Source organism: Sphingomonas sanxanigenens DSM 19645 = NX02 (assembly GCF_000512205.2).
GTDB lineage: Bacteria > Pseudomonadota > Alphaproteobacteria > Sphingomonadales > Sphingomonadaceae > Sphingomonas_D > Sphingomonas_D sanxanigenens.
Window position 1 is genome coordinate 1,593,763 of the sequence record NZ_CP006644.1, and the last position, 24,823, is coordinate 1,618,585.

Here is a 24,823-nt window from a genome sequence, read left to right on the forward strand (position 1 = left end):
CGCATGTCACGCGTTGCGGTCAACACACTGGACACGCAGAAACCCTTATCGCCGCCGGTCTCCCCGCTAGTGTCGGGATCAGACCGCGACAGCGGCGCCGGAAAGGAAGGGGCATTCCTTCCATCCAGGAGGGGAAGAACATTGCAGACCATGATCCAGCACAGTGCAGGCGTATTGGCGTTGGGGATCGCCATCGCGGCAACCCCCGCCCAGGCGCAGGATAGCGCGCCGACCAGCGGCAGCAGCGCCGGCGCCGAAGACATCATCGTCACCGCGCAGCGGCGCGAGGAGCGGCTGGTCGATGTGCCGATCGCGGTCAGCGCGGTCAGCGCACCGGCGCTGGAGCGGGCGGAGGTGACCTCGGTCGCGAACATCGCCGCGATCGTGCCCAACATCCAGATTAACCAGACGGTCGGCAACAATTTCGGGCCGCTCATTTCCATTCGCGGTCTTGCACCCTCGGCCGACACCAGCCTCGCGCGCGACCAGCCGGTGGGGCTCTACATCGATGGCGTGCCGATCGGCAAATCGACCGGCGCGGCGTTCGATACGGTCGATCTCCAGCGGGTCGAGGTGCTGCGCGGGCCGCAGGGCACGCTCTATGGCAAGAACACGATCGGCGGCGCGGTCAATCTGATCACGCGCGCACCGACCGGGGACTTCGGCGGATCGCTGGTGCTGGGCGCGGGCGAGTTCGGCCGCTTCACCCAGCGGTTGACGGTGGACCTGCCCGCGATCGGCGATTTCAAGGCGAAGGTCGCGGTGGCGGCGCGGCAGAACCGCGGCTATTTCCGCAACACCTTCAACGACACCCATTTCGGCAAGGAAGAGATGGTCGCCGCGCGCGCCGATCTCGTCTGGGAACCGTCACCCAATTTCAGCGCCGCCTATGCCTATGACATCACCGACAGTAAGGGGCTGCCCGCGATCCTGGCGATCAGCGCCGGCGGCTCGGTGCCCGCGACCAGTCCGCTGATCGCGCCCTATATCTACCCCAGCCGGCCCGACGACGGCATCTCCGCGCAGAGCGCGCTCGCCAGCAACTTCCGCGTCAACGGCCATGCGCTGACCTTGCAGTTCGATGCCGGGGAGAGCCCGCTGGGCGATCTGCTGTTCAAGTCGATCACGGCGCGACGGACGATGCACAGCTATTCCGCCAGCGACTTCGACGGTACGCCCAACGACCTGCTGCGTATCATCCTGCAGAATGATTATGAGCAGTTTACCCAGGAAGTGCAGATCATCGGCACGGGGTCGCAATTCCGCTTCACCTTGGGTGGGTTCTATCTCGACGACAATTATGACGTTTTCAATCCGCGCTGGAACTTCCAGTTCGGCGGCGACCGTTTCGATCTGAGCGAGCGCGGCGGCGAATCGAAATCCTATGCGGCCTATGGCCAGCTCACCTGGACGCCGGCCTTTGCCGACGGGAAGCTGGACGTCACCGTCGGCGGGCGCTGGACGCGCGAGGAAAAGCGTGCGCGCGAACTGCTGCTGTCCAACACCAACTATGCCGCCAATCCGCGCGGGGCGACCTCGGGTGTGTTCCAGCGCGGGCCCGACGGCACGCCGATCACCCGCAGCGGCCAGCCCGCGGCCGGCGCGCGGCCGGGCGCGGGCGGGATCGGCCCCAGCGACCTCATCCCGCTGGAGAACGAGGATAGCTGGTCGCAGTTCAATCCCGAGTTCAACATCGTCTACAAGCTGCGGCCGGACTGGTCGTTCTACGGGCGCGTCGCGACCGGCTTCAAGAGCGGCGGCATCAACGACACCGCCGCGACCAACGCCGCCTTCCTGACACCCTACGATCCCGAAGACCTGCTGTCGTTCGAACTCGGCACCAAGATGACCGCCTTCGATCGCCGGGTGTCGCTCAACCTCTCAGTCTATCATTCGATCTACAAGGATTTCCAGGCGGGCGTGTTCGTGCCCGAACTGGTGACCACCAACATCATCAACGCCGGCGAGGCCAAGTTCACCGGTGTCGAGGTGGAGGGCGCGGTGCGGCCGTTCGACGCGCTGACGGTCAATTTCGGCTTCGGCTATGTCGACGCGCGCTATACCGATTTCGTGCTGCCCAACGGTACGGACGTAACCGACAGCTACACCATCCCGCTCTCGCCCAAATACAACTATCTGATCGGCGCGCTGCACCGCCTGCCGCTGGGCTTCGCGACGTTGGAGACCAACCTCAACTATAGCTGGCGCAGTTCGCAATGGGCGACGATCACCGCCGATCCGCTGTCGAAGCGCAAGGCCTATGGCCTGCTCGACGGCCGCATCGCGCTGACCGACATCGAACTCGGCCGCGGCAGCACGCTCGAACTCGCGGTGTGGGGGCGCAACCTGGCCGACGAGAAATATTGGATCAGCGGCATCAATCTTTCCACCTTCACCGTGCGGCAATGGGGCGATCCACGCAGCTTCGGCGCCGAGGCGCGGATCCGGTTCTGAGCGGTTCAGGCGCGCAGACGGGGCGGGCGATGCGACCGACGCTCGATCGCAACGCCTATCTGTGCCTGCTGGCGATCACCTTCGTCACCGCGATCGGCAACACCGGGCTGATCTCGATCATGCCGGCGATCGGCCGGGTGATCGGCATCACCGATGCATTGGTGGCGAGCATCTTCTCGCTTTCCGCGCTGGTCTGGGCGATGGCGTCGCCCTGGTGGGCGGGTATCGCCGACCGGCGCGGGCGCAAGCCGCTGATCCTGCTGGGGCTTGTCGGCTTCGCCGGATCGATGGCGGGGTGCGGGCTGGCGATATTCGCCGGGCTCCAGGGCCTGCTTGCCCCAGCCGTGACATTCGCCTGCTTCTTCATCGTGCGCGCCAGCTACGGCCTGTTCGGGTCCGCGTCTGCGACTGCGGCGCAGGCCTATGTCGCCGATCGTACCGCGGGGTTCAGCCGGGTGCGGGCGCTGACCGGGCAGGCGGGGGCGCTCAGCCTGGGAACGATCGTCGGCCCGGCGCTGGCGCCCTTCCTGATCCTGCCGCCGCTCGCGCTGGCGATGCCGATGTTCCTGTTCGGCGCTGCCGGACTCGTCGTGCTGGCGATGAGCGCGTGGACGATCCCGTCCGAAGTGCGGAAACCGGCGGCCCGCGCGAAAGGCGGAGACGCCGCGGCGCCGCGGATGTGGCGCGACGCGCAGGTCGCGCCCTTCTTCCGGTTCGGCATCATTCTCGCCTCGGCGCAGGCGATGAACCTCTATACTTTGGGCTTCGTGGTGATCGACCGGCTGGGCGGCGGCCCGATCGCCGCACAGAAGGCGGTGGGCCTCGCGATGGTCGGTGGCGCGCTCGCCAGCCTGGTCGCGCAATGGGCGGTGGTCGGCTGGCTGCGGCTGACGCCGACCGCGATGACGCAATGGGGCGGAGCGCTGGCGGCGGCGGGCAATCTGCTGATGATGGCGGGCAGCGACTATGCCAGCCTCGCCGCCGGTTTCGCCATCGCCAGCTTCGGCTATGGGCTGGGCCGACCGGGCTTCGCCGCCGGCGCATCGCTGGCGGCGGGGCCGACGCACCAAGCGCGGGTGGCCGGCACCGTCTCGTCGATCGCCGGCGCCTCGATCGTGGCGCCGCCGATCATCGCGGTGCTGCTGTATGAATGGTGGTCGCCCGCGCCCTTCGTGCTGGCGGGCGCGGCGCTGGTCGCGATCACCGTCTACAGCCTCAGAAATCCGGCGATTTCGGCCGTGCGGGCGAATGTTTCCTGAGGGCGATAATGCGTCCACGGCCTGCGCCTTGTGCCGGCGCGAGCGCGCCACATAACCAGATCATCCGGCGGCCGCGATGCCGCCCATCGAGAGAATCCGCTGGGAGAGTGATTGTGGACAGATATCTCGTGATCTCGTCGGACGGCCATGTCGGCCTGCCGCCGGAGCGCTATCGCACCTATCTGGAGAGCCAATATCATGCGGCGTTCGATGAGGCGATCGAGCGCGAGATCAGGATGCGCGAGGAGCATGAGAAGCGCTTCCTGATCGACGACTTCAACACCAAGTGGCGCGCGCGCGTGGGCGACGGGCTGGAAGGCGCATGGGACGGCACGATCCGCAACCGCGTGCTCGACCAGGATGGCGTCGCCGCCGAGGTGCTGTTTCCGGACGGCATAACCGAACGCAATGCGCCGCCTTTCGGCGCCGACATCGGCCTCAAGCCTTTCGGCACCAGGCCCGAACTGCAGTGGGCGGGCGCCCGCGCACACAATCGCTGGCTCGCCGAGTTCTGCATCGAGGACCCCGCGCGGCGGATCGGCCTCGCCGTCATCCCCGCGCTCTACGACCTCGACGAGACCTTGAAGGAAATCCGCTGGGCGCACGAACATGGCCTGAAAGGTGTGTTCTTCCCGTCGATCACCGATGGCTACGACATGTACAACCACACCAAATATTATCCGGTGTGGGATCTGCTGCAGCAGACGAAGATGCCGCTGCATTTTCATTCGGGCGGCGCGCCCGCTTACGACACGACCCAGCCGGGCTGGATCGGCACCTATCTGTGCGAGTTCGCCTTCTGGATGACGCGGCCGCTGTGGTCGATGACCTTCGGCGGCGTGTTCGAGGAATATCCGCAGCTCAAGGTGCTGTTCACCGAGGCTGGCGGCGAGTTCTGGTTTCCGTGGGTCATGCAGTTGATGGACATCCGTGCCTCCGCCAAGCACACCAGCGGCAAGCTGGGCGACTACAACGCGAACATGACGATGAAGCCGAGCGACTATTTCGCGCGCAACGTGTGGGTCGGCTGCTCGGCATTGCCCGACGAGGAGACCACCGAGAGCTATTACCAGATCGGTATCGACCGCATCCTGTGGGGCACCGACTATCCGCACCCCGAAGGCACATGGCCCTCGACATTGGAGAAGATGGTGCTGAGCCTGGGCGGGCTGCCGGAGGCGGACATCCAGAAGATGCTGGGGGGCAATGCGCTGGACGTTTATGATGTCGACCACGACGCGCTGGCGGAGATCGCCGCGCGGATCGGCCCGGCCAAGTCGCATTTCTACAAACAGGCGGCCGAATAGGCGGCGCCCGTTCTCGACCGACACGCACGAAGCCCGCCCTTCGATCGAAGGGCGGGCTTTGCCAATTCGCGGGGGCACCGATAGGCTCATGCCGGATACGATCAGAAGGGTGGCTGAGATGTCGGCTTGGCGCGGAGTCGAGGAGTTTCTGGCGGTGGTCTCCGCAGGGAGCTTCACGGGCGCGGCCGAGGAACTGGGCGTTTCCAAATCGTTCGTCAGCAAGACGGTGAACGAACTGGAGGCGCGGCTGGGCACGCAATTGCTGATCCGCACCACCCGCCGCCTGTCGCTGACCGCGGCCGGCGAGATCTTCCACGAACAATGCCATGCGCTGCAGGAACGGCTCGTCGAGATCGAGCAGCGCGTCACCCAGTTCCAGTCGGCGCCGGTCGGGCGGTTGCGGATCGGGCTCAGCGACATCTTCGGCACCGACTATATGTCCGCGCTGCTCGCCGATTTCAGCGCGCTGCATCCCGATATCGTCATCGAGCCGGTCGCCTATCTCCACGAATCGGATGTGCAGCAGGAGCGGTTCGACGTCGTCATCCGCTATGGCCGGCTGCCCGATTCGGCTGCCAAGGCGCGGCTGTTCGGCTATCTTTCCTACTGCCTGTGCGCCTCGCCCGACTATGTCCGCGAGCATGGCTGGCCGTCCTCGGCGGAGGAGGTCTCGCAGCACCAGTGCCTGACCGACGCGACCGGTGCGTTCGAGTTCAACGGCGGCGATCGCGTACGGCTGAAGGGGCGGTGGAAGAGCAACAGCGGCGTCGCGCTGCGCTGGGCGGCGCGGCGCGGGCTTGGGCTGGCGCATCTTCCGGTCAGCGTGATCCGCGCCGATCTGGCAGGCGGCAACATCCTCGCCTGCGATGCCGAATGGAGCTTTCACGACAAGGAAGTTTGGGTCGTGTTCTCGCCGGGGATCATGCCGGCGGCGACGCGATCCTTCATCGATTTCCTCGCCGCACGCTTCACCAAGCAGAAGATCCGCCCATGGGATTGGCCGCGCATGTCCCCCACAAACTATCCGCACGGGATTGTCCACGAGCAGGCATGATGCGTTTGCCGCGATGGGCTTTCTCTTTCCGGAGCGCGGTCTAAGCTTCCCAGGACGGCCGCAGCAGACGGCCCCAGCGTAAGGAGGCGAGGTTGCCGCAGGTCGAGCGTTTTCCGATGGGCATTCCCTTCGGCTGGTTCTTCGTCGGCTATTCCGACGAACTCGCGGTCGGTGAGGTGAAGCCGCTCCATTATTTCGGCCGCGATCTGGTGCTGTTCCGCAACGAAGCCGGCGCGCCCGGGCTGCTCGACGCCTATTGCCCGCATCTGGGCGCGCATCTCGGCCATGGCGGAACCGTGGATGGCGAGAGCATCCGCTGCCCGTTCCACGCCTGGGCATTCAAGCCCGACGGCTTCTGCAGCGACATCCCTTATGCCAAGGCCTTTCCGCCGATCGCGAAGCGTGAGCCGATCGCGCGGCCCTATCCGATCCGCGAGGCCAATGGCGTGGTCTGGACGTGGTATCATCCGCTGGGTTCGGCCCCGCAGTATGGCGTGATCGTACATGACGAATTCACCCAGCCCGGCTGGGCGAAGCCGCGCCGCTTCGACTGGCGGTTCGCGAGCAACCCGCAGGAAATCGCCGAGAATGGCGTCGACGTCGCCCATTTCGAGTTTGTCCACAAGATGGACGCGGTGCCCGAGGGCACGACCAGCTATGATGGCCATATCCGCCACAGCCACGCCGCCGGCGAACGCGCCGTGAAGCTGCCGGACGGCACGACGAAGGTCATTCCTTCGAGCGTCACGACGATCCAGAACGGCGCGGGGCAGAAATTCACCCAGCTCACCGGTGTCGTCACCTTGTCGCTGATGGTGCTGGCGACGCCGGTGGAGGCGGACGCGGTGGAACTGCGCTTCTGCTTCACCCATCCCGAGGTGGAGCCCGACAGTTTCGAAGCGCGCGCGATCGACGCGGCGATCGCCAACACCTGTGGCCAGACCGGCGTCGCGGGCGACATTCCGATCTGGCACCACAAGATTCACCGGAAGCGGCCTCTGCTGTGCGACGGCGACGGGCCGATCCTGCGGTTCCGCCGCTATTTCGAGCAATTCTACGCGGATGCGGACACGCCCGGCAGCGTCGCCGCGGCGTGACACGAACAGGGCCGGCGTTCGGACGCGGAAGAAACGCCTTCCGCGAACGGCCGATCGTGCCCGCAAAGACGAGGAGAGAGGATATGAGCCGACTTCGTTATCTTCAGGGGCCTGCTGCGACGCGCTCGGCGGGCGCGCTGCGCAACACCGTGCGCAGCGTCCGCGCGATCTACGAGACCGATGAGGCGGTGGCGCGGGCATTGCTGCCGCAGCCGCTGGTCGGAATCGAGCGGCCCGAGGTCTGGCTGCAGATCGCGCATGTCGCGATGCATGTCGCCGACGACCGCACCGTCGAGATCGGCGCGCTGACGATGGGCATCAACTGCACCTACGAGGGCACGCCCGGCGCCTATTGTTTCCACATGGCGATGGAGGGCGAGACCGTCGTCACCTCAGGCCGCGAGCGCTTCGGGGAGCCCAAGAAGGTCGCCGAGACCAGCTTCGAGCGTCAGGGCGACCATGTCCGCGCGACCTGCAGCCGCCACGGCATCACCTATTTCGCGCTCGAGGGGCGGATCGGGGGGGAGAATGACGCGCCGCGCGCGTTCGAGGAATATCTGTTCTGCTACAAGGCGCTGCCGTCGATCGACACGCCCGGCCAGTTCGATGGCGACGTGTTCCTGACGCGCCTGAACTGGAAGCGCAACTACACCACCCGACGCGACATGACCGGCGAGATCCGGCTGACGGAATCGCCCTATGATCCGCTTATCGACATCCCCGTGCGCCGGCTGGTCGCGATGGAATATGTCGAGGGTGCGACGCAGACCAGCGGGCAGATCCTCCGCACCGTGCCCGGCGACTGGATCGCCCCGCACTGGATCGGCCGTTACGACGAGCCGACCAATAGCGGCATCGATCTTGCCCAGCCGGCGGAGAAGGCGGCCTGATGGAGTCGTTCGCGGGGCGGGTGGCGGTCGTCACCGGGGGCGCCAGCGGGGTCGGCCGCGCGCTTGCCGAGCAGCTTGCGGCGGCCGGCGCGCGCGTCGTGGTCGCCGATATCGATGCGGCGAAGCTCGATACGGTGGCCGCCGAACTGCCCGGAGCGGTGACGGGCATCGCGGTGGACGTCACCAAGGAGGCGTCGGTTGAGGCTCTCGCCGATCAGGTCTTCGACCGTTTCGGCGCGGTGCATCTGCTGTTCAACAATGCCGGCGTCGGGCTGGGCGAGGCGAAGAAGACGATCTGGTCGCTGCCCGCGAACGACTGGCACTGGGGCATCGACGTCAACGTGATGGGTGTCGTCCACGGCATCAAGGCGTTCGTGCCGCGGATGCTGGCCTCGGGCGAGGAGGGGGTGGTGATCAACACCTCCTCCACCAACGGCGGGCTGCGGTCGCTGCCCAACACGCCGATCTACGCTGCGACCAAGGCGGCGGTGACGAGCATATCGGAGGTGCTCCACCAGCAATTGCTGCGTGAGGGCGGGGCTGTGCGTGCCGCGGTGCTGTTTCCGGGGCCGCACACGGTGAACACCGCGATCATGGCTTCGCGGCTCGTGCGCCCGCGCGACTATGCCGGCGCCGAGCCCGAGGAGCCGGTCGCCTATCGCACGATGCAGGACCTGCTGAAGACGACCGGGCTGCAGATGCAGTTGACCGAGCCCGAGGAGGTTGCCAGCTTCGCGCTGGAGGGGGTGCGGAACGGCAGATTCTGGCTGCTCCCCGAAAGCGAGGAGGGGGACAGGATGATCCGTTCGCGTACGGAGACGCTGCTCGCGCGCGCCAATCCGGCATCGGCCTGGTGACGGCGCCGACGATGGCTTCGATCGTGGAAAAGGCGGGCGTCGACCAGGCCGCCCCGGCAAGCGATGTGCGCACGGGCGGCGCCTATCGCTGGTATGTCGTGTTCGTCTTGTTCCTCGCCTACAGCTTCAGCGCGATCGATGCGCGGGTGCTGACCCTGCTGGTGGTGCCGATCAAGCGCGACCTGCAGTTGAGCGATTTCGAGATCAGCCTGCTGCAGGGCTTCGCCTTCGCGATCCTCTACAGCCTGGCGGCAATCCCGATCGGCCGTTTCGTCGATACCAGCCTCAAGCGGACGCGGCTTGTGGTGGGCGGCGTGCTGTTCTGGTCGGCGATGACGATGGTGTGCGGCATGGTGCGCAGCTTCGGCGCGCTGTTCGCCGCACGCGTCGGCGTGGGGGTGGGGGAGGCGACGCTGAGCCCTTCCGCCTACTCGCTGATCAGCGACTATTTCGATCGCGGCCGCCGCGCGCTGGCGATCAGTTTCTACGCGATCGGCTATCCGATCGGCAGTGGTCTCGCGCTGATCCTTGGTGCCGCGCTGCTCGACCATTTCACCGCGCGCGGCCCCATCGAGATGTTCGGCCTGGGTGCGCACCAGCCGTGGCAGATGGTGTTCATCGCCGTCGGCCTGCCCGGTCTGCTGATCGCTGCGCTGGTGATGACGATCCGCGAACCCGAGCGCCGCGAACTGACCGCGACGCATGGCACGCGGATGCCGCTCTCCGCCGTATTCGTCTATCTGGGCGCGCGCTGGCAACTCTATGGCATGCTGCTGGGTTCGACCGCGCTGATCGCCCTGCTCGCGATCGGCACCAGCGTCTGGTACCCCACCTTCCTGATCCGCACCTATGGGATGAGCACCGCCGAGGTCGGCTTCTATTTCGGAACGGTGATGCTGGTGTGCGGAACGATCGGCACATTGACCGGCGGCTGGTTCGCCGGGCGCCTCGTGCGCCGCGGGCAGGCCGACGCCAATATGCGCATCGTGCTGGTCGCGACGATCCTGAAAGGCGTGCCGCTGGTGATCGGCCCCTTGATGCCGACACCACAACTTGCGCTGGCCTTCATCGCGCTGGGCACGTTGGTCGGACAGGCTTCGCAGGGCGTGCTGCTCGCGGCGATCCAGGATGTGACCCCCAACCAGCTTCGCGGCCAGGTGACGGCACTGACGTTGCTCGGCGTCAACCTCGTCGGCATGGGGTTGGGCGGATCGGTGATCGCGGCGATCACCCAGTTCGGGTTCGCCGATGAGGGCGCGCTGCGCTACTCGATCGCGATCACCGGCGCGGTGGTGCTGCCGCTGATCGTGCTGCTGATTGTCGCAGGGATGCCGGCCTATCGGCGCGGGCTCCAGGAGATGATGGGCGCATCCACGGAATAGGCGAATTGCGACGTACGTGCCGTTGCGCCGGCACGCAAACAAAAGGGGCCGGTCCTGCGACCGGCCCCATACCCCCTTCTGCCTGCTTGCTTACTCCGCGGCCGCGGCCATCGCGTGGTCGTCGTTGGCGGAGCGGGGATCTTCGCTGACGGCGGTGGTCCATTCCCATTCGCCCGGCGGCGGCGGGTTGGTGATGCCGAATTCCTCGCGCAGATCCTTGATCTGCCAGTCGAGATAGTCACGGTAGGGGATCAGGAACAGCGGGTGCTTCCACGACCTGCCCTGCGCGGCGCCGATATCTTCGGCGTCCAGTTCGACCTTGAACGCTTCCGGATAGAAGAGGCCGCTCTTCAGCGTCGTCTTGGCCTTCAGGTAGGAACTGACGCGGTTGAAGAAGGCCGCCAGCTCGGGCACGAAATATTGGTACAGCGCGCGCGAATTGGCGGCGAGCAGCGCGACTTCACCAGCATGGTTGGTCTCGAAGCCGGTGATCATATGCTCGATATCGTGGGTGTGCGTCCGCTCTTTCATGTAGAAGTCGAAGTCGGTCTTGATCTCCATTCCCTGGAAGAAATGGTCCATATTGTAGCCGCTGTTGACGACGAAGTCGTAGATCACCGAGCGCAGCGTGCCGGGCTCGGCGCCGGCAAGCTCCTCGGTCTTGAACAGCGAGACCTTGCGGCCGTCGAGCCATTGCTTGAACATCGGCAGCCGCGCTTTTTCTTCCTCGAACAGCTGGAAGATGCGCGGCCAGTTCTCGAGCTCCATCAGGATCTTGACGACATTGGGGATGAAGGCCGTATTGGGCAGGTCCGGCCCGTTCCGGCGCAGCATTTCCTGCGCGATCAGCGTGCGAAGCTCGCCATGGTTGAGATAGGGTGACGAACTGATCAGCGTCGAACTCTCGGTCGTGAATTTCTGGCCGCTGCCGTTGTAATAGGCGAAGTCGGCGTCGCTGACCCGCGACGAGATTTCATTGTCCATGCGCTCTCTCCCAATGGCTGGGGCGCCAGGCAGTCGCTCGTATGCCGCCGGCATCCATTTCGGAACCTAATTCCTTAATTGGTTGACGGCAAGCGAAATGGCGGCGAGATGCTGGCCGTCCGCCGCATTTTGCGTATCATCGGGCGCAGCAGGATAACGCAGGAGGCGGTGATGGAAGCGGATAGGCTGGCGATTGCAAATCAGCTCGGGCGCTTCGCCCGCATCCTCGACGCGCGCGACTGGGCGGCGGTGGGCGAGGTGTTCGCGGAGGATGTCGCGTTCGACTATGGCGACGGGCGCGAGCAGGCCGGCATCGCCGCGATGCGCGAGCAGTTCAGCAGCCATCTCGACGGCTGCGGACCCTCGCAGCACCTGATCGGCAGCGTGATGATCGACTTCGACGATGCCGGCGCAACGAGCCGTGCCTATGTGCAGGCGCGGCATCAGGGGCGGGCGGACCGCAGCGAGCGCATCTTCGATACGCATGGCGACTATGTCGATCGCTGGGAAAAGCGCGCGTCGGGCTGGCGGATCGTGCGGCGCGACGCGCACTGGTCGATGCATATCGGCGATGCCGGCATACTCGGGCCGGGCTGACCGGGACGATCGTCGCCGAGACGTTTCGGATGCGGGCGCGGGGCGGCGGCCTGGCGCTGGCACGGCGGAGACCGGCACGCTAATCGCAGGGCAGAAAGGGAGAGAAGGTTCATGGGGAGCATCATCGTCACCGGCGCGTTCGGCGCGCTCGGCCGTGCGGTCGTGGCGGAACTCGGCGCGCGCGGGTTGGAGGTGGTCGCGGTGGATATCGCACCGGCACCCGATGGTTTCGCGGCGCGGCTGGCGCTGGGTGGGATCGATCTTGCCGACGAGCAGGCGGTGGAGGCCGCCTATGCGACGGCGGCGGCCGAGACCGGCGGCATCGACGGCCTCGTCAACATCGCCGGCGGTTTCGTGTGGCAGCCGGTCGAGGGTGGCGCGCTGGAAAATTGGGACCGGATGTACCGCATGAACCTGCGCACCGCGGCGGTCTCGTCGCGCGCGGCGCTCGCGCATCTTGCGGCACCCGGCGGCGCGATCGTCAATATCGGCGCGGCGGGCGCGGCCCAGCCGGGGATGGGCATGGCGCCCTATGCCGCGTCCAAGGCCGGCGTGCGCGCGCTGACCGAGAGCCTGGCGGAGGAACTGCGCGGGCGCGGTATCCGCGTCAACGCGATCCTGCCGACGATCATCGACACCCCCACCAACCGCGCCGACATGCCCGATGCGGATGTTTCCGCCTGGGTGCAGCCGATCGGTGTCGCCCGGGCGGTCGCCTTCCTGCTCTCCGCCGAGGCGGGCGCGATCACCGGCGCAAGCATCCCGCTGTCGCTGCCGGGCTGAGCCCCACTTGCACATGCGCAGAGGATGGCACGCAAGGGCTGGCATCGGCTCTTGCGCTTGCGGTCGCTCGGGTGGCACGGCGGCCGGGACACGCAAAGGGAGATTGCCGATGGATGTCGTTGGGGTGATTGGCGCCGGCCAGATGGGCTCGGGCATTGCGCAGGTGGCCGCTCAGGCCGGCATCAAGGTGCTGCTCGCGGACATCTCGCTGGACATCGCCAACAAGGGCAAGGCCGGCATCGTCAAGATGCTCGACCGCGCGGTCGATAAGGGCAAGCTGGAGGGCAGCGCACGCGACGCCGCCGCTTCCGCGATCGAGCCGGTCGGCGATCTCGATGCGCTGGCAGGCGCCAAGCTGGTGATCGAGGCCGCGACCGAGCGCGAGGACCTCAAGCGCACGATCTTCGGCAATGTCGGCAAGCTGCTCGGCCCGGATGCGGTGCTGGCGACCAACACCTCGTCGATTTCGATCACCCGGCTTGCGCAGGCGGCGCCTGATCCGGCGCGCTTCATCGGCCTGCATTTCTTCAACCCGGTGCCGCTGATGCCGTTGCTGGAGATCATCCGCGGCCTCGGCACCGCCGATACCACGGTCGCCGTCGCCGAGGCGTTCGGCAAGAAAGTGGGCAAGACGACGATCATCGCCGCGGACAGCCCCGGCTTCGTCGTCAACCGCATCCTGCTGCCGTTGATCAACGAAGCCTGCTTCGCCGTGGGCGAGCGACTGGCCTCGATCCCGGACATCGATGCCGGCGTGAAGCTGGGGCTGGGGCACCCGATGGGCCCGCTGACCCTGGCCGACCTGATCGGGCTCGACACGGTGCTGGAAATCCTGCGCGTGTTCCAGGCGGACTTCGGCGACCCCAAATATCGGCCCGCGCCGATCCTGATGAAGCTGGTCGAGGCCGGCTGGCTCGGGCGCAAGAGCAAGCGGGGTTTCTACGATTATTCGGGCGCGGAGCCGGTGCCTTCGCTGAGCTAGGGTCTCAGCGAGGCGCCGCCGTCGACCGCGATCACCTGGCCGTTGATCCATTCGCCGTCGGGCGAGAAGAGCATGGCCACCATCGCCGCGATGTCCTCGCTTTCGCCCAGCCGCCAGTGGCGGTGGGCGGCGAGCACCCGGTCCTGGAATTCCTGCGGCATCGACTGCTTGATCTGTGCGGTCAGCACCATGCCCGGCGCAATAGCATTGGCGCGGACGCCTTCCTTGCCCCAGCGGCTGGCGATGTGGCGGACCAGCGCGTTCACCGCCGCCTTGGTCATCGCATAGGCGACGCGCTCGGGCTCGCCCATGTGCGCCGCCGAAGAGGAGGTGACGACGAAGGCGCCGCGATTGGCGACGAGGTGCGGCAAGGCGTGGCGCGCGCAACTGAGCGTGCCGCGCATATTGACCGCGACGGTGGCGTCGAACGTGTCGAGCGACAGCGTCATCGCATCGCCATCCTCGCGGATCGCGCGCATGTTAGCGGCGTTGGCGTGCATGAAATCGAGCCGGCCGAACCGATCGACCGCAGCGGCGACCAGCCCCGCCACCGCATCGTCGTCGGCGGCATCATAGGCCATGCCCGCGCACGGGCTGCCGGTTGTCTCGATGGCGGCGGCAGCCGTCACGGCCGAGGCGCCATCGAGGTCGCCCAGCATCACTGCGCAACCTTCGGCGGCCAGCCGCTCCGCGGTCGCAGTGCCGATGCCGCCGGCACCGGCGACGACGGCGACCTTGCCCTCCAGCCGACGCATCAGGCCCATTCCGCCAGTGCGACGATGCCGGGGTGCGACAGCGCGGGCGGCTCGGCGGGCGCCAGCGTTTCGCGCGCGTCGAGCGAGCGCACGGTCAGCTCATGATCGTGCGGCCATTGCATCGAATAGGCGATGCGGCCGGTGCGCGTGGCCGCGGGCAGATGGCACATGGCGAGCACCGTCTCGGCGAGATAGGCGACATCCTCGGTCGGATAGCCCTCCGGGATCAGCTGCGCCGCCCCCGGCGTGCGGATCGCGGTTGACGGCGCGACCACGTTGACGGCGATATTGGCGTCGACCAGTTCGGCGGCGAGGCCCTGGCTGAAGCGGTTGAGCGCCGCCTTGACTGCCGCATAGACGGTGTCGCCACCGGCGCGGGCGTAATCGAGATAGGGACGGATCGGCGGAAGCGCGGTGACCGACCCGATATTGACGATCCAGCCGCCGCCCGCTGCGCGCAGGCGCGGCACGGCGGCGCGGCTGAGCGCGAACGGCACCTCCAGATAGTGCAGCATCGTGCGCGCGAAAGTGTCGTCGGTCATGTCCTCGACCCGCGCATAATCGGCGAAGCCGGCATTGTTGACGAGGATGTCGAGCCCGCCCGCAGCCCCGGCGGCGCGCTCGATCAGCGCCTCGCGCTGTGCGCGGTCCTCGATGTCGGCGGGAAGCGCGATCGCCTTGCCCCCGGCCGCCGCGATCAGCGCCACGGTTTCGTCGAGCGTGCCGGCGACGCGGTGCTCGGCACCGAAGCGCAGCAACGCCGCCGGCGCCGCGACCGAGCGCGCGGTGACCACCACCGTCGCGCCGGCCGCAGCCAGCCGCTGGGCGATCGCGCGCCCGATGCCGCGGCTCGCCCCGGTGACGAGCGCGACGCGCCCGTCGAGCCGGGGAGCGTCAGAAGGCGAAGCCGAGTTCGACGCCATAGGTCCGTCCCCTCTCATAGGTGCCCACCAGCGACAGGACCGGCGCGCCGAAAGCGATATAGTCCTTGTCGAGGAGGTTCTGGCCGAACGCCGAGATCGAGATCTTGCTGCCGCCGATCGGCAGATCGACGAGGCCGACGCGAGCATCGACCAACCAGTAGCCGGGCTGGCGGTTGAGATCCTCCAGGGCCTCCTGGCCGGTGGCGATGTTGATGAACGGCGTGGAGGTCAAATAATAAGCGCTGCGATAGCGGCCTTCGACAAGGCCTTGCAGATGGCTGCCGTTTGAGAATTCCGGCGCGTCATATTGCGCCGCTGCCCGGGCGGTCCACCGCGAGTTGTAGGTCGTGCGGGCCACGTCGGCGACCTCGACGCCGTTCAGGATGAAGGTCTTATAGTTCAGATCGGCGAGGCCGACATTGCCGCTGAGCGTGAGGCCGGGCAGCGGGATCAGGTCGGCCTCGATTTCGAAGCCCTTGATCGATGCCTTGCCGGCATTGTCGAAGAACTGGCGGCCGTTGATGAAGTTCTGCGTCTGCAGATCCTTGTAGTCGCTGTAGAAAGCGGCGACGTTGAGCCGCAGACGGTTGTCGAACAGCTGTGTCTTGGCGCCGACTTCATAGGCGATCAGCGTTTCGGGATCGTAGGGGATGCCGCTGAGGATGCCGCCCGCCACATAGCCGCTGGAGATCTTGCCATAGAGCGTGGCGGAGTTGGTCGGCCGCCAGGTCACGATTCCGGTATAGTTGAGCTTCTCGAAGGAGACCTTGTATTTGCCGATGCCGAGCTGGCCGCCCTGGCCGCCGGCAATGTTGAAGATTTCCAGCTGGCGATCGTCGATCGTGTAGCGCAGCCCCGCGGCGATATCGATCGTATCGCCGATGTGCAGCGTGCCCTGCGCATAGCCCGCCATCGAATCGTTGATCGACAGCGTGTCGGTGGTGCCGCTGCCGAACGCGGCGTCGAGCGGGCTCGGCACCACCCGGCCGCCGGGGATCGGCGAGAGAATGCCGAGCAAATCGACCGCCGGCGAATTCTCGTGGAAGTAGAAGAGACCGGCAGTGAGATCGAAATTGTCGGTCTGCACCTGGAACTGGAGTTCCTGGCTGAACTGCTTCTGCCGCGTGTCACGCGACGTGAGCAGCGAATAGAAATAATCGTTGGGCCCCGGCGCATTGGCCGGGTTGAACAGGATCCCCTGGATCTGCTCCGGCGTCAGCCCCGGCGTGATGAACGCCGCGAACTGGGCGAAGGTGAAGCGCAGGCCGCCGGTCGCCGCAAGATCGTAGATATTGGGATCCTGGCGGAACTTGCGGAAGGCGGTGATGCTCTTCAGCGTCAGCACGTCGTTCGCTTCCAACGTCAAGCTCAGGCTGTGGCCCTGCGTCACGACATGCTCGGTGCTGGTGCCGTTGGCGACCGCATCGAGCCGCTCGTCGGGCGCATAATTGGTGATGCCCCCGAAGAAGGGCTGGAGGTTGACGATCGGCTGGAGCAACTGGCCCGACTGGTCGGGAATCACGCCCAGGCTCTGGATCGCGCGGCCGGTGGTGCGCGCATCGGTATAGTCGAAGCGATAGTCGGCCGTGAGGTTGCCGAACTCACCGCGCACCGCGACCTGCCCGCCGTCGATGTTGCGCATGCCCAGCTTGCGCGCGAAGGTCAGCGTGCCGAAGCGCGGGTCGCGCGCCGACAGGTCGATCGTCTGGCCGCCCAGCAGATTGGTCGCGTCGCCGTCGATCTGGTCGTGCAGATAGGCGAGCTTGATCGAGAAGGGGCCGAACTGCGGCAGGTTGATCACCACCTTGCCGCGCATCGCGTCATAATTGCCGTAGGAGACGTTGCCGCGCACCTCGAACTCGCCGGTGGGCGGTGCGCTGACGAGGCTGATCGCGCCGCTGGTCGCGTTGCGGCCGAACAATGTGCCCTGCGGACCGCGCAGCACCTCGACGCGCTGGATGTCGGCAAGGTCGAAGATCGAACCCACCGTGCGGCCGATATAGACGCCGTCCAGATAGATGCCGACCTTGGGATCGACGGCGTTGTTCGACACGCCCGAGGCGACGCCGCGGATCGCGATCGACGGGTTGCTCTGGAGGCCCTGCGTCTGGATCTGCAGGCTGGGCGCCAGGCCGGCGAGGTTCTTGACGTTGGTGACACGCAACGTGTCCAGCGCCTCCGCCCCGATCGCGGTGACCGCGACGGGCACCCTCTGAAGGCTTTCCTCGCGCCGCTGCGCGGTGACGACGATGTCGGTGAGCGTGGTCTCGCTGACCGGGTCCGCCTGGGGTGCCGGGCCTTGGGCGGCATCCTGCGCGTATGCGACGGTCGAAAACGTGGAAACGCCGGCAAGTGCCAGCGCGACGATTGTGAAGCGCATTAATCCTCTCCTGGATCGACGCCGTTTCTGGACGGCCGCATGTGCGGCCAACCCGGTCAACACGCCCGTATCGGGTTCGCGCTGAACGGGTTTTTGATCATCTCGCCATCCGCGCCGGCTGGTCGCTCTTTGCGCGGTCGGGCGCGGCATTCGCTACGCGGAAAATCCCTTGGCCATCAGCTTGCCCCTCTCATTTGTCTTTATGACTTGCGCTTTATAACACGACGCTCTTTACGCAAACAGTGAAGCGAGTGCTGATTGACTGGCTAAACCAATCAAGCGGGGCGTCAAGAGGGTGATCGACCAAAAGCCCACGCATTGGTGTTTTTATGATCGGGAGAGGCGGGATCATGGGCGATATGGACGGGCGCGTGGCGATCGTGACGGGGGGCAGCGACGGCATCGGCCGCGCGACCGCGGCGCTGCTGGCGCGGGAGGGCGCGCACGTCGTCATCTGCGCGCGGCGGCCAGAGGTGCTGTACGCGGCGCACGATGAGATCGCGGCGCATGGGTCGGTCGAGTCGCATGTGCTCGATGTGGGGGATGCCGCTGCCTTTGCCGCACTCGTCGCCGAGGTTGCGGCGCGCCACGGCCGGCTCGATGCCATGGTCAACAATGCGATGGCGGTCACCTACAAGGATGTGCTCGACCTCGACATCACCGAATGGCGATCCGATTTCCGGGTGAATGCGGACGCGGTGTTCATCGGCACGCAGGCGGCGATGCGGGTGATGATCCCGCGGGGGGCGGGCGCGATCGTCAACATCTCCTCGTTGAACGGGCTGCGCGCGATGCCGGGCATGGCGAGCTATTCGGCGTCGAAGGCCGCGCTGGTCCATTTCAGCGCGGTCGCGGCGGCGGAGGCGGCGCCGCATGGCGTGCGGATCAATGTCGTGGCGCCGGGGCAGGTGATGACGCCCGCGACGATGGCGTTCGCCGCCGCCGATCCGGAGCGCAATGCGCGGGTATCGGAGACGATCCCGATGCGGCGCGGCGGGCGGCCCGAGGAGGTTGCCGAGGCGATCCTGTTCCTGCTGTCGGACCGGGCATCGTTCATCACCGGCGCGTGCCTGCCGGTCGATGGGGGGAAGGTGGGGCAATTGTTCGTGCCGGGGTAGGGGGGGCTGCGCGCGACCGTGCTACGGCCCGATCAATGTCTTCATCGATCGCGCCACCGCCAGCACGGCGTGCCATTCCCCAGGCAACGCCGCCGTGCGCCGATCATCCAGTTCGATCGCACGCAGATCGGCGCGGAACGCCTCGATCCGCTCGCGCATCCGCGCCACGCCAAGCGGTGACAGCTTCACCGTCTCCGCACCGAAAATGGTCTGCGGATCGGCATAGTCGATCGACGAGAAGAACTGCTTGAGGTTGCGCTCGAAATGGCGGCGCATGGGCACGCGCTGCCATGCATGCGCCGGACTCAACCGGGCGCGGACGCGGCCGCCCGGCAGCCGATCGACCAGCGCCAGCCGTTCCAGCTTGGCGACATGGCGTTCGACCACGTCGGGCGGGATGTGGAAGCCTTCGGTCGCCTCGCTCAGCGGCCAGCCCTTCACGATGAGGAAGAAGATCGTCGACAGGTTCGGATCCTGGGTCAGCGCTTCTTCCTGTGCTAGCGTCAGATGATCATTCTCCTGCGCGGCCAGCCGGCTCTCGTCGGTCAGTTCGGCAAGGTTGGTGCCGGCGAGCGTGGCGAGGCGGCCGAGCGTGTTCAGGCTGAGCCCGCGGCCGTGCAGCCAGCGCTTCACCGTCGCGCTCCCCACGCCCAGCTCCGCGGCAAGGCGCGACTGCGTCCATCCCGCGCTGCGGAGTGCGCGGCGGAGCGCGCCGAGCAGTGCGGCGGTCTCGCCGGTCGCTGGATCATCGGAGGACGTGTCGGGGATCGTCGCATGATCCGTCATGGCAGAGTTCGCACGACGCGCGGATGGGGCATGGCTTAGTCTCTCCCTCGCGATGTCCGGGCCGTTGTTCGACGCCAGCGGTCCGGCGTCCAACCCTTGACTGATCCGGCCGCAGGCATTGCCCGCGGCCGGATCTCTTATTTCGCGCTACTCTCGGATTGTTTGAGGCCAAAGGTCAACGACCGATGGATCAGCGACCGCCGTTGGCGGGAATGTCGATGCCGTTGATGAAGCCCGCGCGCGGATCGGCCAGGAAGGCGACGACATGCGCGATATCGGCCGGCTCGCCGATGCGGCCGGCAAAGTTGGAGATCATTCCGTCCTGCACATGGGCGGTGATGGAAGCCCAGTCGTCGTCCCAGCCCTGCGCCTTGGCCATGGATTTCAGCCAGCGGTCCGGCCCGTCCGAATGGGTGAGGCCGGGGCTGATGCTGTTGCTGGTGATGCCGGTGCGCGAGAGCGCCATCGCCAGGCTGCGGGTGAGCGAGCGGATCGCCAGCTTCGCTGCCTGATAATCGGGGATCACCGTCATCGGAAAATCGGCGCTCTCGCTCGAAAGCTGGATGATCCGCCCCCAGCCGCGCTCACGCATGCCGGGCACCGCCAGCCGAACCAGCCGGACGATCGATCCGACATTGGAGTTGTAGGCCTTGTTCCACAACGCCGCATCGACATCGAACCACGGCATCGTGCCGGTGCCTGCCGATTCGCCGCCGGCATTGTTGACGAGGATGTCGATGCCGCCCAGCGCCGCATGGGCGCCGGCGAACACGCCGGCGGCACTCTCGTCGTCGGAGAGAGAACCGCTGACCGCGTGGACCTCGCCGCCGGCCTGGGCGACGCGCTCGCGCGCCGCCGCCAGCCGTTCCTCGTTGCGTCCGTGCAGGCAGACCGCGGCGCCCTCCTGCGCGAGCCGCAACGCGATGCCCTCGCCAAGCCCGGAACTCGAGCCGGTGACGAGCGCGCGCTTGCCGTCGAGCGGGGCGTTCTCGAAGGGACCGGGCATCAGCTATATTCCAGCTTGATGCGGGTCAGCCGCGTCGCCGACATCAGCCAGCGATCGCCGACTTTCGCGTAGCGGTCCTCATAATGGCCCCAGCCATGCATCCGCCCGGCGGGCAGCACCGGATGCCCCTCGGGCACCCAGAGCCAGTCCTCCATCGACCAGATCGCCCTGGCCTCGGTGTCCGAGACGATGTCGATGCGCGGCATATAGCCGAAATGCGCGGTCTTCACCTGGCCGAGCACGAAGGCGTTGTTCTGCGCGAACGCCTTGGGATCGTGCGACAGCAGGTCCGGATTGTGCGGCTCCACTGCCTCGCGCATGTCGGTCTCGGCATCGGCGGTGAAGTTGGCGACCAGCGCCTCCCAGTCCTGCTCGTCGATGCAGCGGAAATATTCCGCCTTGCAGCGCTTGACGCCCTCGATCGCGAGCAGCGTGTCGAGCGGGCTCATGCCGGCACCTTTTCGCCGAGGAAGGCGGCGCGATAGTCGGCGAAATCCTGCTCCACCTGATCGCGGGTGAGGCCGAAATCCTCCAGCGCATAACGGTGCGGCGCGCGCCCCTCGCGCTTGTTGGCCTCGACCCATTCGGCCATGCCCGCGACGATCTCCGGCGTCACCTCGATGCCCGCCTCGGTCAGCACGCGCGTGCCTTCCTCGATCGGCCTGGTGGTGGTGTCGGTGTAGCGGACGTCGATGAAGCTCTCCGGTCCCGCCTTGCTGCGCACCGACATGAACAGGTCGAGCAGTTCGGCGAGGCGCTTTTCCCAGAACGCGCCGATCCGCTCGCGATCGACGGTGGAGGCCATGTGATAGAGCGTCGTCATCATCGAGCAGTAGGAGGGCACGGTCTGCACCGGATCGCGGTGCGTCATCACGATCTTGGCCTCCGGGAAGGTTTCCAGCACGCCGTCCAGCGCCATCAGATGGCCGGGCGTCTTCAACACCCATTTCGCCCCCTTGCGCCCCTTGTCCTGCCACTGGAGCGACTGCAGGATCTCCTTCAGATCCGCATAGCAGCGCGTGCGGCTGTTCTCGACCAGCCAGCGCGCGTAGCTGGGGACATAATACATCCCCTCGATCATCGTCGACGAGAAGAGCAGGCCGAGGATGATCAGTTCCTCGTCCGACTGGTCGATGCTCATCGGATGGATCGACATCAGGTCGGGCGCGTGCTCGAGCATGTAATCGAGATAATATTTGGCGGCGACGCGGCGCGGCTCCGGATCGCCCGCCGCCTCGCCCTCGAACGGCGCGTAGTTCTGCGCTTCCCACCATTTCACGCCGGTCATGCCCGGCGCGGAGGAGAGCATGCGGTGGAGCATCGTGCTGCCGGTGCGCGGCAGGCCGACGACGACGGCCGCGACGTCGATCTCCTCGTCGAGGATCTCGGGATGATCCTTGATGAGCTGGACATGGCGCAGCCGGTTCGAGAGCGCGGTGACGATCATCGTCTCCGCGCCCGCGACGCCGACCTCGGTCAGTTCGGATTCACTGTTGAGCACCGGGATCAGCGTATCGAGATTCTCGAAGATCCACGGATCGCCGAAATCGCTCAATCCGGTCGCTGCCTCGGCGCGCGCGGCGAGCGTTGCGCGGTCGCTTACCTGGCTCATGTTCATTCCCCTCCGCTCGATCAGATGCCGTAGCCACCCGCCACGGCAAGTTGTTGTCCGGTGGTGTAGCCGGCGCGGTTCGAGGCGAGAAAGGAGACGGCGTGGCCGATCTCTTCCGCCTGGCCCCAGCGGCCGAGCGGAAGCTGTGCCTTCACCTCCGCCACCCACTTGTCGTCGAACTGGCCCTGCGCCAGCAGTTCATGGAACATGCCGGCGTCGATCACGCCGACCAGCACCGTGTTGGCGCGAATGCCGTAGCTGCCTTCCTCGCGCGCGATGCCGCGCACGAGCGACTCGTTGGCAGCCTTGGGCGCGACCGACAGCCCGTCCCGCGGCGGCCAGGCGAGATCGCCCGCCGAGCCGAGATGGACGAAGGAGCCGCCGCCCTGCTCGCGGAAATGCGGGATCAGCGCCTGGGTGGCGGCAAAGAAGCCATGGACCTCGACGTCGATCGCGCGCTTCCATTTTTCGAGAGGCGTCTGCGAGAGATAGAGCTGGTCGACCAGCGGCCCCGCCGCCCACACCATCGTGTGGATGCGGTCATGCGCCGCGACCGCGGCGTCGCGCGCGGCATCGATCGTTGCGGGATCGGTCGCATCGACCGCGTGCAGCGAGACGCTGCGGCCCAAGCCGCGCAGTTCATCGGCGATGGCTTCGGCGGCGTCGCGCTTGGAACGGAAGCACAGGGCGATGTCGCTGCCGTCCCGCGCCAGCGCACGCGCCGCAGCCGCACCGAGACCGCCGGTGCCGCCCATCACCATGGCGGCGCCCTGGGGGAAATTCGTTTCCGTCATGCCTGATCCTCTCCGGCTGGCGTCCGCTTCGCATTATGGCGGACTGCTCGTTTCGGCTCGTTAAATTGCAGAATGATGATGGCAAATCAACACGCAAAGCTTGACATATTGCAGTGATATGCCGAGTCTTGCGTAGCAGAGCCGGTGTCAGCCGGCCGACAGGAGGATGCGGATGGGACGACTCGCCGGCAAGGTAGCGATCATCAGTGGCGCGGCACAGGGGATGGGCGCGGCAACCGCGCGACTCTTCGCTTCGGAAGGCGCGAAAGTGGTGCTGGGCGACGTTCTGGAGGAGAAGGGTCGCGTGGTCGCCGCGGAGATCGGCGACGCCGCGTCCTTCCAGAAGCTGGACGTGCGCGAGGAGGCGGATTGGGCTGCGATCGTGGCGCATGCCGGAGAGCGGTTCGGCAAGCTCGACATCCTCGTCAACAACGCCGCGGTGACCCATTTCGGCGCCGCCGAGGAATTGCGCAAGGCGGATGTCGAGCGCGTGCTGGGGATCAACCTGATCGGCACGATGATGGGGGTGAAGCATGCGGTGCCGGCGCTCAAGGCGAACGGCAAGGGCGTGATCGTCAACATCTCTTCGGTGGATGGCCTGCGCGGCTGCAACGGGCTCGTCGCCTATACCGCCAGCAAATGGGCGGTGCGCGGCATCAGCAAATCCTACGCCTATGAATTCGGGCCGTTCGGTATCCGCGTCGTCTCGATCCATCCCGGCGGGGTGAATACGGAGATGGGCAATCCCGCGGGCGAAGCTGCCGAGGCGGTCAATGCGCGCCACTTCCGCCGCGTGCCGCTGCAGCGCATCGGCGAGCCCGAGGAGATCGCGCGGGCGACCCTGTTCGTGTGCAGCGACGAGGCGAGCTACATCAGCGGCGCCGAGATCGCGGTCGATGGCGGCTGGACGGCCGGCCATTACGAGCCGGCGCTGCCCGGTTGCGCACCCAGCCTGCTGGCCTGAGCGATGGGGGCGCTCGACGGCAAGGTGGCCTTGGTCACGGGGGCGGGCCAGGGCGTCGGCCGCGGCATCGCGCTTGCGATGGCCACGGCTGGCGCCCGGGTCGCGGTGGTCGGCCGCACGCAGGCCAAGGTGGAGAGCGTCGCCGCCGAGATCGCCAGTGCTGGCGGGCAGGCGGAGGCGTTCGCCTGCGACGTGAAGGACGCGGCGTCGATCGCCGGGCTGGTCGACGCGGTGGCGGCGACCTTCGGTAGCATCGATATCCTCGTCAACAATGCGCAGGAGGTGCCGCTCGGCCCGCTCACCGACGTGACCGACGAGGCGTTCCAGGCCGGCTTCGCCTCGGGCCCGCTCGCCAGCTTCCGGCTGATGAAGGCGTGCCATCCGCACCTCGCCCGCGCCGCGGGCGGCGTGATCGTGAACCTCGCCACCTCGGCGGCGCGGCGGTGGGACATGAGCGGCTATGGCGCCTATGCGGCGGTCAAGGAGGCGACGCGCGTGCTGACCCGCGCCGCCGCCGCCGAATGGGGCCCGGACGGCATCCGCGCGCTGACGATCGCGCCGCATGCCGATTCGCCGGGGCTCAAGGCATGGATCGAGGCGCGGCCGGATGAAGCGGAGGCGTTTTTCCGGACGATCCCGCTACGCAGGGTGGGGCGCTGCGAGGAGGATATCGGGCGTGCGGTCGCGGCGCTGTGCGGGCCGGAGTTCGGCTACCTGACGGGGGCGACGGTGCCGCTGGATGGCGGTCAGGCGAATTTCGACTGATGGGCGGGGGGATGGTCACAGGCTGGCGAGCAAGCGCACGCTTCTCCTCCTCGAGCGACGTTCGCGCAGGAGAT

At 66.8% G+C, this 24,823-nt stretch carries 23 protein-coding genes; 14 read left to right on the forward strand and 9 right to left on the reverse strand.

What is annotated here, in order from left to right; all coding sequences use genetic code 11:
• Positions 1-150 precede the first annotated feature (150 nt).
• The 8 genes from NX02_RS07335 (at position 151) to NX02_RS07370 (ending at position 10,300) form a co-directional block, all read left to right on the forward strand.
• On the forward strand, positions 151-2,454 hold the full coding sequence (locus NX02_RS07335) for a TonB-dependent receptor (RefSeq protein WP_047099752.1): 2,304 nt from the start codon (positions 151-153) through the stop codon (positions 2,452-2,454).
• Positions 2,455-2,483: 29 nt separating this feature from the next.
• Positions 2,484-3,713 carry an MFS transporter gene (locus NX02_RS07340; RefSeq protein WP_039997247.1) on the forward strand — a complete coding sequence of 410 codons (1,230 nt, stop codon included), beginning with the start codon at positions 2,484-2,486 and terminating at the stop codon, positions 3,711-3,713.
• Positions 3,714-3,826: 113 nt separating this feature from the next.
• Positions 3,827-5,020, forward strand: coding sequence for an amidohydrolase family protein (locus NX02_RS07345; protein ID WP_025291547.1), 1,194 nt, complete (start codon positions 3,827-3,829; stop codon positions 5,018-5,020).
• A 118-nt stretch (positions 5,021-5,138) separates the two neighbouring features.
• Positions 5,139-6,074 carry a LysR family transcriptional regulator gene (locus tag NX02_RS07350; RefSeq protein ID WP_025291548.1) on the forward strand — a complete coding sequence of 312 codons (936 nt, stop codon included), beginning with the start codon at positions 5,139-5,141 and terminating at the stop codon, positions 6,072-6,074.
• Between the two features lie 92 nt (positions 6,075-6,166).
• Entirely contained in the window at positions 6,167-7,171 is a 1,005-nt protein-coding gene (locus NX02_RS07355) for a Rieske 2Fe-2S domain-containing protein (RefSeq protein WP_162232666.1), read from the forward strand.
• Between the two features lie 83 nt (positions 7,172-7,254).
• A complete protein-coding gene (locus NX02_RS07360) occupies positions 7,255-8,061 on the forward strand; it encodes an acetoacetate decarboxylase family protein (protein WP_025291550.1) in 807 nt (268 codons plus the stop codon).
• Positions 8,061-8,918: an SDR family NAD(P)-dependent oxidoreductase gene (locus tag NX02_RS07365; protein ID WP_025291551.1), complete on the forward strand. Its 858-nt coding sequence runs from the start codon at positions 8,061-8,063 to the stop codon at positions 8,916-8,918. The genes NX02_RS07360 and NX02_RS07365 overlap by 1 nt, the downstream gene beginning before the upstream one ends.
• An 11-nt stretch (positions 8,919-8,929) precedes the next feature.
• Complete coding sequence (locus NX02_RS07370) at positions 8,930-10,300, forward strand: MFS transporter (RefSeq protein WP_025291552.1); 1,371 nt, start codon at positions 8,930-8,932, stop codon at positions 10,298-10,300.
• Between the two features lie 90 nt (positions 10,301-10,390).
• Here NX02_RS07370 and NX02_RS07375 read toward each other — a convergent pair whose 3' ends face one another.
• A complete protein-coding gene (locus tag NX02_RS07375; protein WP_025291553.1) occupies positions 10,391-11,284 on the reverse strand; it encodes a Coq4 family protein in 894 nt (297 codons plus the stop codon).
• Positions 11,285-11,455: 171 nt separating this feature from the next.
• Between NX02_RS07375 and NX02_RS07380 the strand changes: the two genes are divergently transcribed.
• The 3 genes from NX02_RS07380 (at position 11,456) to NX02_RS07390 (ending at position 13,646) form a co-directional block, all read left to right on the forward strand.
• Positions 11,456-11,881 carry a nuclear transport factor 2 family protein gene (locus tag NX02_RS07380; RefSeq protein WP_039997251.1) on the forward strand — a complete coding sequence of 142 codons (426 nt, stop codon included), beginning with the start codon at positions 11,456-11,458 and terminating at the stop codon, positions 11,879-11,881.
• Positions 11,882-11,992: 111 nt separating this feature from the next.
• Entirely contained in the window at positions 11,993-12,664 is a 672-nt protein-coding gene (locus tag NX02_RS07385; protein ID WP_025291555.1) for an SDR family NAD(P)-dependent oxidoreductase, read from the forward strand.
• Between the two features lie 109 nt (positions 12,665-12,773).
• Complete coding sequence (locus NX02_RS07390; protein WP_025291556.1) at positions 12,774-13,646, forward strand: 3-hydroxyacyl-CoA dehydrogenase family protein; 873 nt, start codon at positions 12,774-12,776, stop codon at positions 13,644-13,646.
• Here the strand turns inward: NX02_RS07390 and NX02_RS07395 are convergent.
• The 3 genes from NX02_RS07395 to NX02_RS07405 are packed head-to-tail and all read right to left on the reverse strand — an operon-like array spanning position 13,643 to position 17,704.
• Positions 13,643-14,410 carry an SDR family NAD(P)-dependent oxidoreductase gene (locus NX02_RS07395; protein WP_039996471.1) on the reverse strand — a complete coding sequence of 256 codons (768 nt, stop codon included), beginning with the start codon at positions 14,408-14,410 and terminating at the stop codon, positions 13,643-13,645. The genes NX02_RS07390 and NX02_RS07395 overlap by 4 nt on opposite strands.
• The gene (locus NX02_RS07400; protein ID WP_025291558.1) at positions 14,401-15,324 is read right to left on the reverse strand and encodes an SDR family NAD(P)-dependent oxidoreductase; all 924 of its coding nucleotides are present in this window, start codon (positions 15,322-15,324) and stop codon (positions 14,401-14,403) included. Before NX02_RS07400 ends, NX02_RS07395 begins: the two co-directional genes overlap by 10 nt.
• Complete coding sequence (locus tag NX02_RS07405) at positions 15,296-17,704, reverse strand: TonB-dependent receptor (protein ID WP_025291559.1); 2,409 nt, start codon at positions 17,702-17,704, stop codon at positions 15,296-15,298. Before NX02_RS07405 ends, NX02_RS07400 begins: the two co-directional genes overlap by 29 nt.
• Positions 17,705-18,054: 350 nt before the next feature.
• On the opposite strand from NX02_RS07405, the gene NX02_RS07410 reads away from it, so the two are divergent.
• On the forward strand, positions 18,055-18,822 hold the full coding sequence (locus tag NX02_RS07410) for an SDR family NAD(P)-dependent oxidoreductase (RefSeq protein WP_025291560.1): 768 nt from the start codon (positions 18,055-18,057) through the stop codon (positions 18,820-18,822).
• A 21-nt stretch (positions 18,823-18,843) separates the two neighbouring features.
• Here the strand turns inward: NX02_RS07410 and NX02_RS07415 are convergent, their stop codons facing one another.
• From NX02_RS07415 to NX02_RS07435, 5 genes are all read right to left on the reverse strand, one after another.
• A complete protein-coding gene (locus NX02_RS07415; protein ID WP_025291561.1) occupies positions 18,844-19,608 on the reverse strand; it encodes a helix-turn-helix domain-containing protein in 765 nt (254 codons plus the stop codon).
• Between the two features lie 190 nt (positions 19,609-19,798).
• Entirely contained in the window at positions 19,799-20,614 is an 816-nt protein-coding gene (locus NX02_RS07420) for an SDR family NAD(P)-dependent oxidoreductase (protein WP_025291562.1), read from the reverse strand.
• Entirely contained in the window at positions 20,614-21,063 is a 450-nt protein-coding gene (locus tag NX02_RS07425; RefSeq protein WP_025291563.1) for a nuclear transport factor 2 family protein, read from the reverse strand. Before NX02_RS07425 ends, NX02_RS07420 begins: the two co-directional genes overlap by 1 nt.
• Positions 21,060-22,226: a sulfotransferase family protein gene (locus tag NX02_RS07430; protein WP_025291564.1), complete on the reverse strand. Its 1,167-nt coding sequence runs from the start codon at positions 22,224-22,226 to the stop codon at positions 21,060-21,062. Before NX02_RS07430 ends, NX02_RS07425 begins: the two co-directional genes overlap by 4 nt.
• A 20-nt stretch (positions 22,227-22,246) precedes the next feature.
• On the reverse strand, positions 22,247-23,020 hold the full coding sequence (locus NX02_RS07435; protein WP_025291565.1) for an SDR family NAD(P)-dependent oxidoreductase: 774 nt from the start codon (positions 23,018-23,020) through the stop codon (positions 22,247-22,249).
• A gap of 172 nt (positions 23,021-23,192) precedes the next feature.
• On the opposite strand from NX02_RS07435, the gene NX02_RS07440 reads away from it, so the two are divergent.
• Together NX02_RS07440 and NX02_RS07445 are read left to right on the forward strand one after the other, a co-directional pair.
• A complete protein-coding gene (locus NX02_RS07440; RefSeq protein ID WP_025291566.1) occupies positions 23,193-23,984 on the forward strand; it encodes an SDR family NAD(P)-dependent oxidoreductase in 792 nt (263 codons plus the stop codon).
• A gap of 3 nt (positions 23,985-23,987) precedes the next feature.
• Positions 23,988-24,749: an SDR family NAD(P)-dependent oxidoreductase gene (locus NX02_RS07445; protein ID WP_025291567.1), complete on the forward strand. Its 762-nt coding sequence runs from the start codon at positions 23,988-23,990 to the stop codon at positions 24,747-24,749.
• The last annotated feature ends 74 nt before the right edge of the window (positions 24,750-24,823 follow it).

Coding starts and splice junctions, on each gene's coding strand:
- NX02_RS07405 (WP_025291559.1), bottom strand. CDS start 17,704: ATGCGCTTCACAATCGTCGCGCTGGCACTTGCCGGCGTTTCCACGTTT.
- NX02_RS07435 (WP_025291565.1), bottom strand. CDS start 23,020: ATGACGGAAACGAATTTCCCCCAGGGCGCCGCCATGGTGATGGGCGGC.
- NX02_RS07385 (WP_025291555.1), top strand. CDS start 11,993: ATGGGGAGCATCATCGTCACCGGCGCGTTCGGCGCGCTCGGCCGTGCG.
- NX02_RS07420 (WP_025291562.1), bottom strand. CDS start 20,614: ATGCCCGGTCCCTTCGAGAACGCCCCGCTCGACGGCAAGCGCGCGCTC.
- NX02_RS07370 (WP_025291552.1), top strand. CDS start 8,930: ATGGCTTCGATCGTGGAAAAGGCGGGCGTCGACCAGGCCGCCCCGGCA.
- NX02_RS07365 (WP_025291551.1), top strand. CDS start 8,061: ATGGAGTCGTTCGCGGGGCGGGTGGCGGTCGTCACCGGGGGCGCCAGC.
- NX02_RS07340 (WP_039997247.1), top strand. CDS start 2,484: ATGCGACCGACGCTCGATCGCAACGCCTATCTGTGCCTGCTGGCGATC.
- NX02_RS07415 (WP_025291561.1), bottom strand. CDS start 19,608: ATGACGGATCATGCGACGATCCCCGACACGTCCTCCGATGATCCAGCG.
- NX02_RS07410 (WP_025291560.1), top strand. CDS start 18,055: ATGGGCGATATGGACGGGCGCGTGGCGATCGTGACGGGGGGCAGCGAC.
- NX02_RS07360 (WP_025291550.1), top strand. CDS start 7,255: ATGAGCCGACTTCGTTATCTTCAGGGGCCTGCTGCGACGCGCTCGGCG.
- NX02_RS07380 (WP_039997251.1), top strand. CDS start 11,456: ATGGAAGCGGATAGGCTGGCGATTGCAAATCAGCTCGGGCGCTTCGCC.
- NX02_RS07350 (WP_025291548.1), top strand. CDS start 5,139: ATGTCGGCTTGGCGCGGAGTCGAGGAGTTTCTGGCGGTGGTCTCCGCA.
- NX02_RS07430 (WP_025291564.1), bottom strand. CDS start 22,226: ATGAGCCAGGTAAGCGACCGCGCAACGCTCGCCGCGCGCGCCGAGGCA.
- NX02_RS07425 (WP_025291563.1), bottom strand. CDS start 21,063: ATGAGCCCGCTCGACACGCTGCTCGCGATCGAGGGCGTCAAGCGCTGC.
- NX02_RS07390 (WP_025291556.1), top strand. CDS start 12,774: ATGGATGTCGTTGGGGTGATTGGCGCCGGCCAGATGGGCTCGGGCATT.
- NX02_RS07440 (WP_025291566.1), top strand. CDS start 23,193: ATGGGACGACTCGCCGGCAAGGTAGCGATCATCAGTGGCGCGGCACAG.
- NX02_RS07395 (WP_039996471.1), bottom strand. CDS start 14,410: ATGGGCCTGATGCGTCGGCTGGAGGGCAAGGTCGCCGTCGTCGCCGGT.
- NX02_RS07335 (WP_047099752.1), top strand. CDS start 151: ATGATCCAGCACAGTGCAGGCGTATTGGCGTTGGGGATCGCCATCGCG.
- NX02_RS07400 (WP_025291558.1), bottom strand. CDS start 15,324: ATGGCGTCGAACTCGGCTTCGCCTTCTGACGCTCCCCGGCTCGACGGG.
- NX02_RS07445 (WP_025291567.1), top strand. CDS start 23,988: ATGGGGGCGCTCGACGGCAAGGTGGCCTTGGTCACGGGGGCGGGCCAG.
- NX02_RS07375 (WP_025291553.1), bottom strand. CDS start 11,284: ATGGACAATGAAATCTCGTCGCGGGTCAGCGACGCCGACTTCGCCTAT.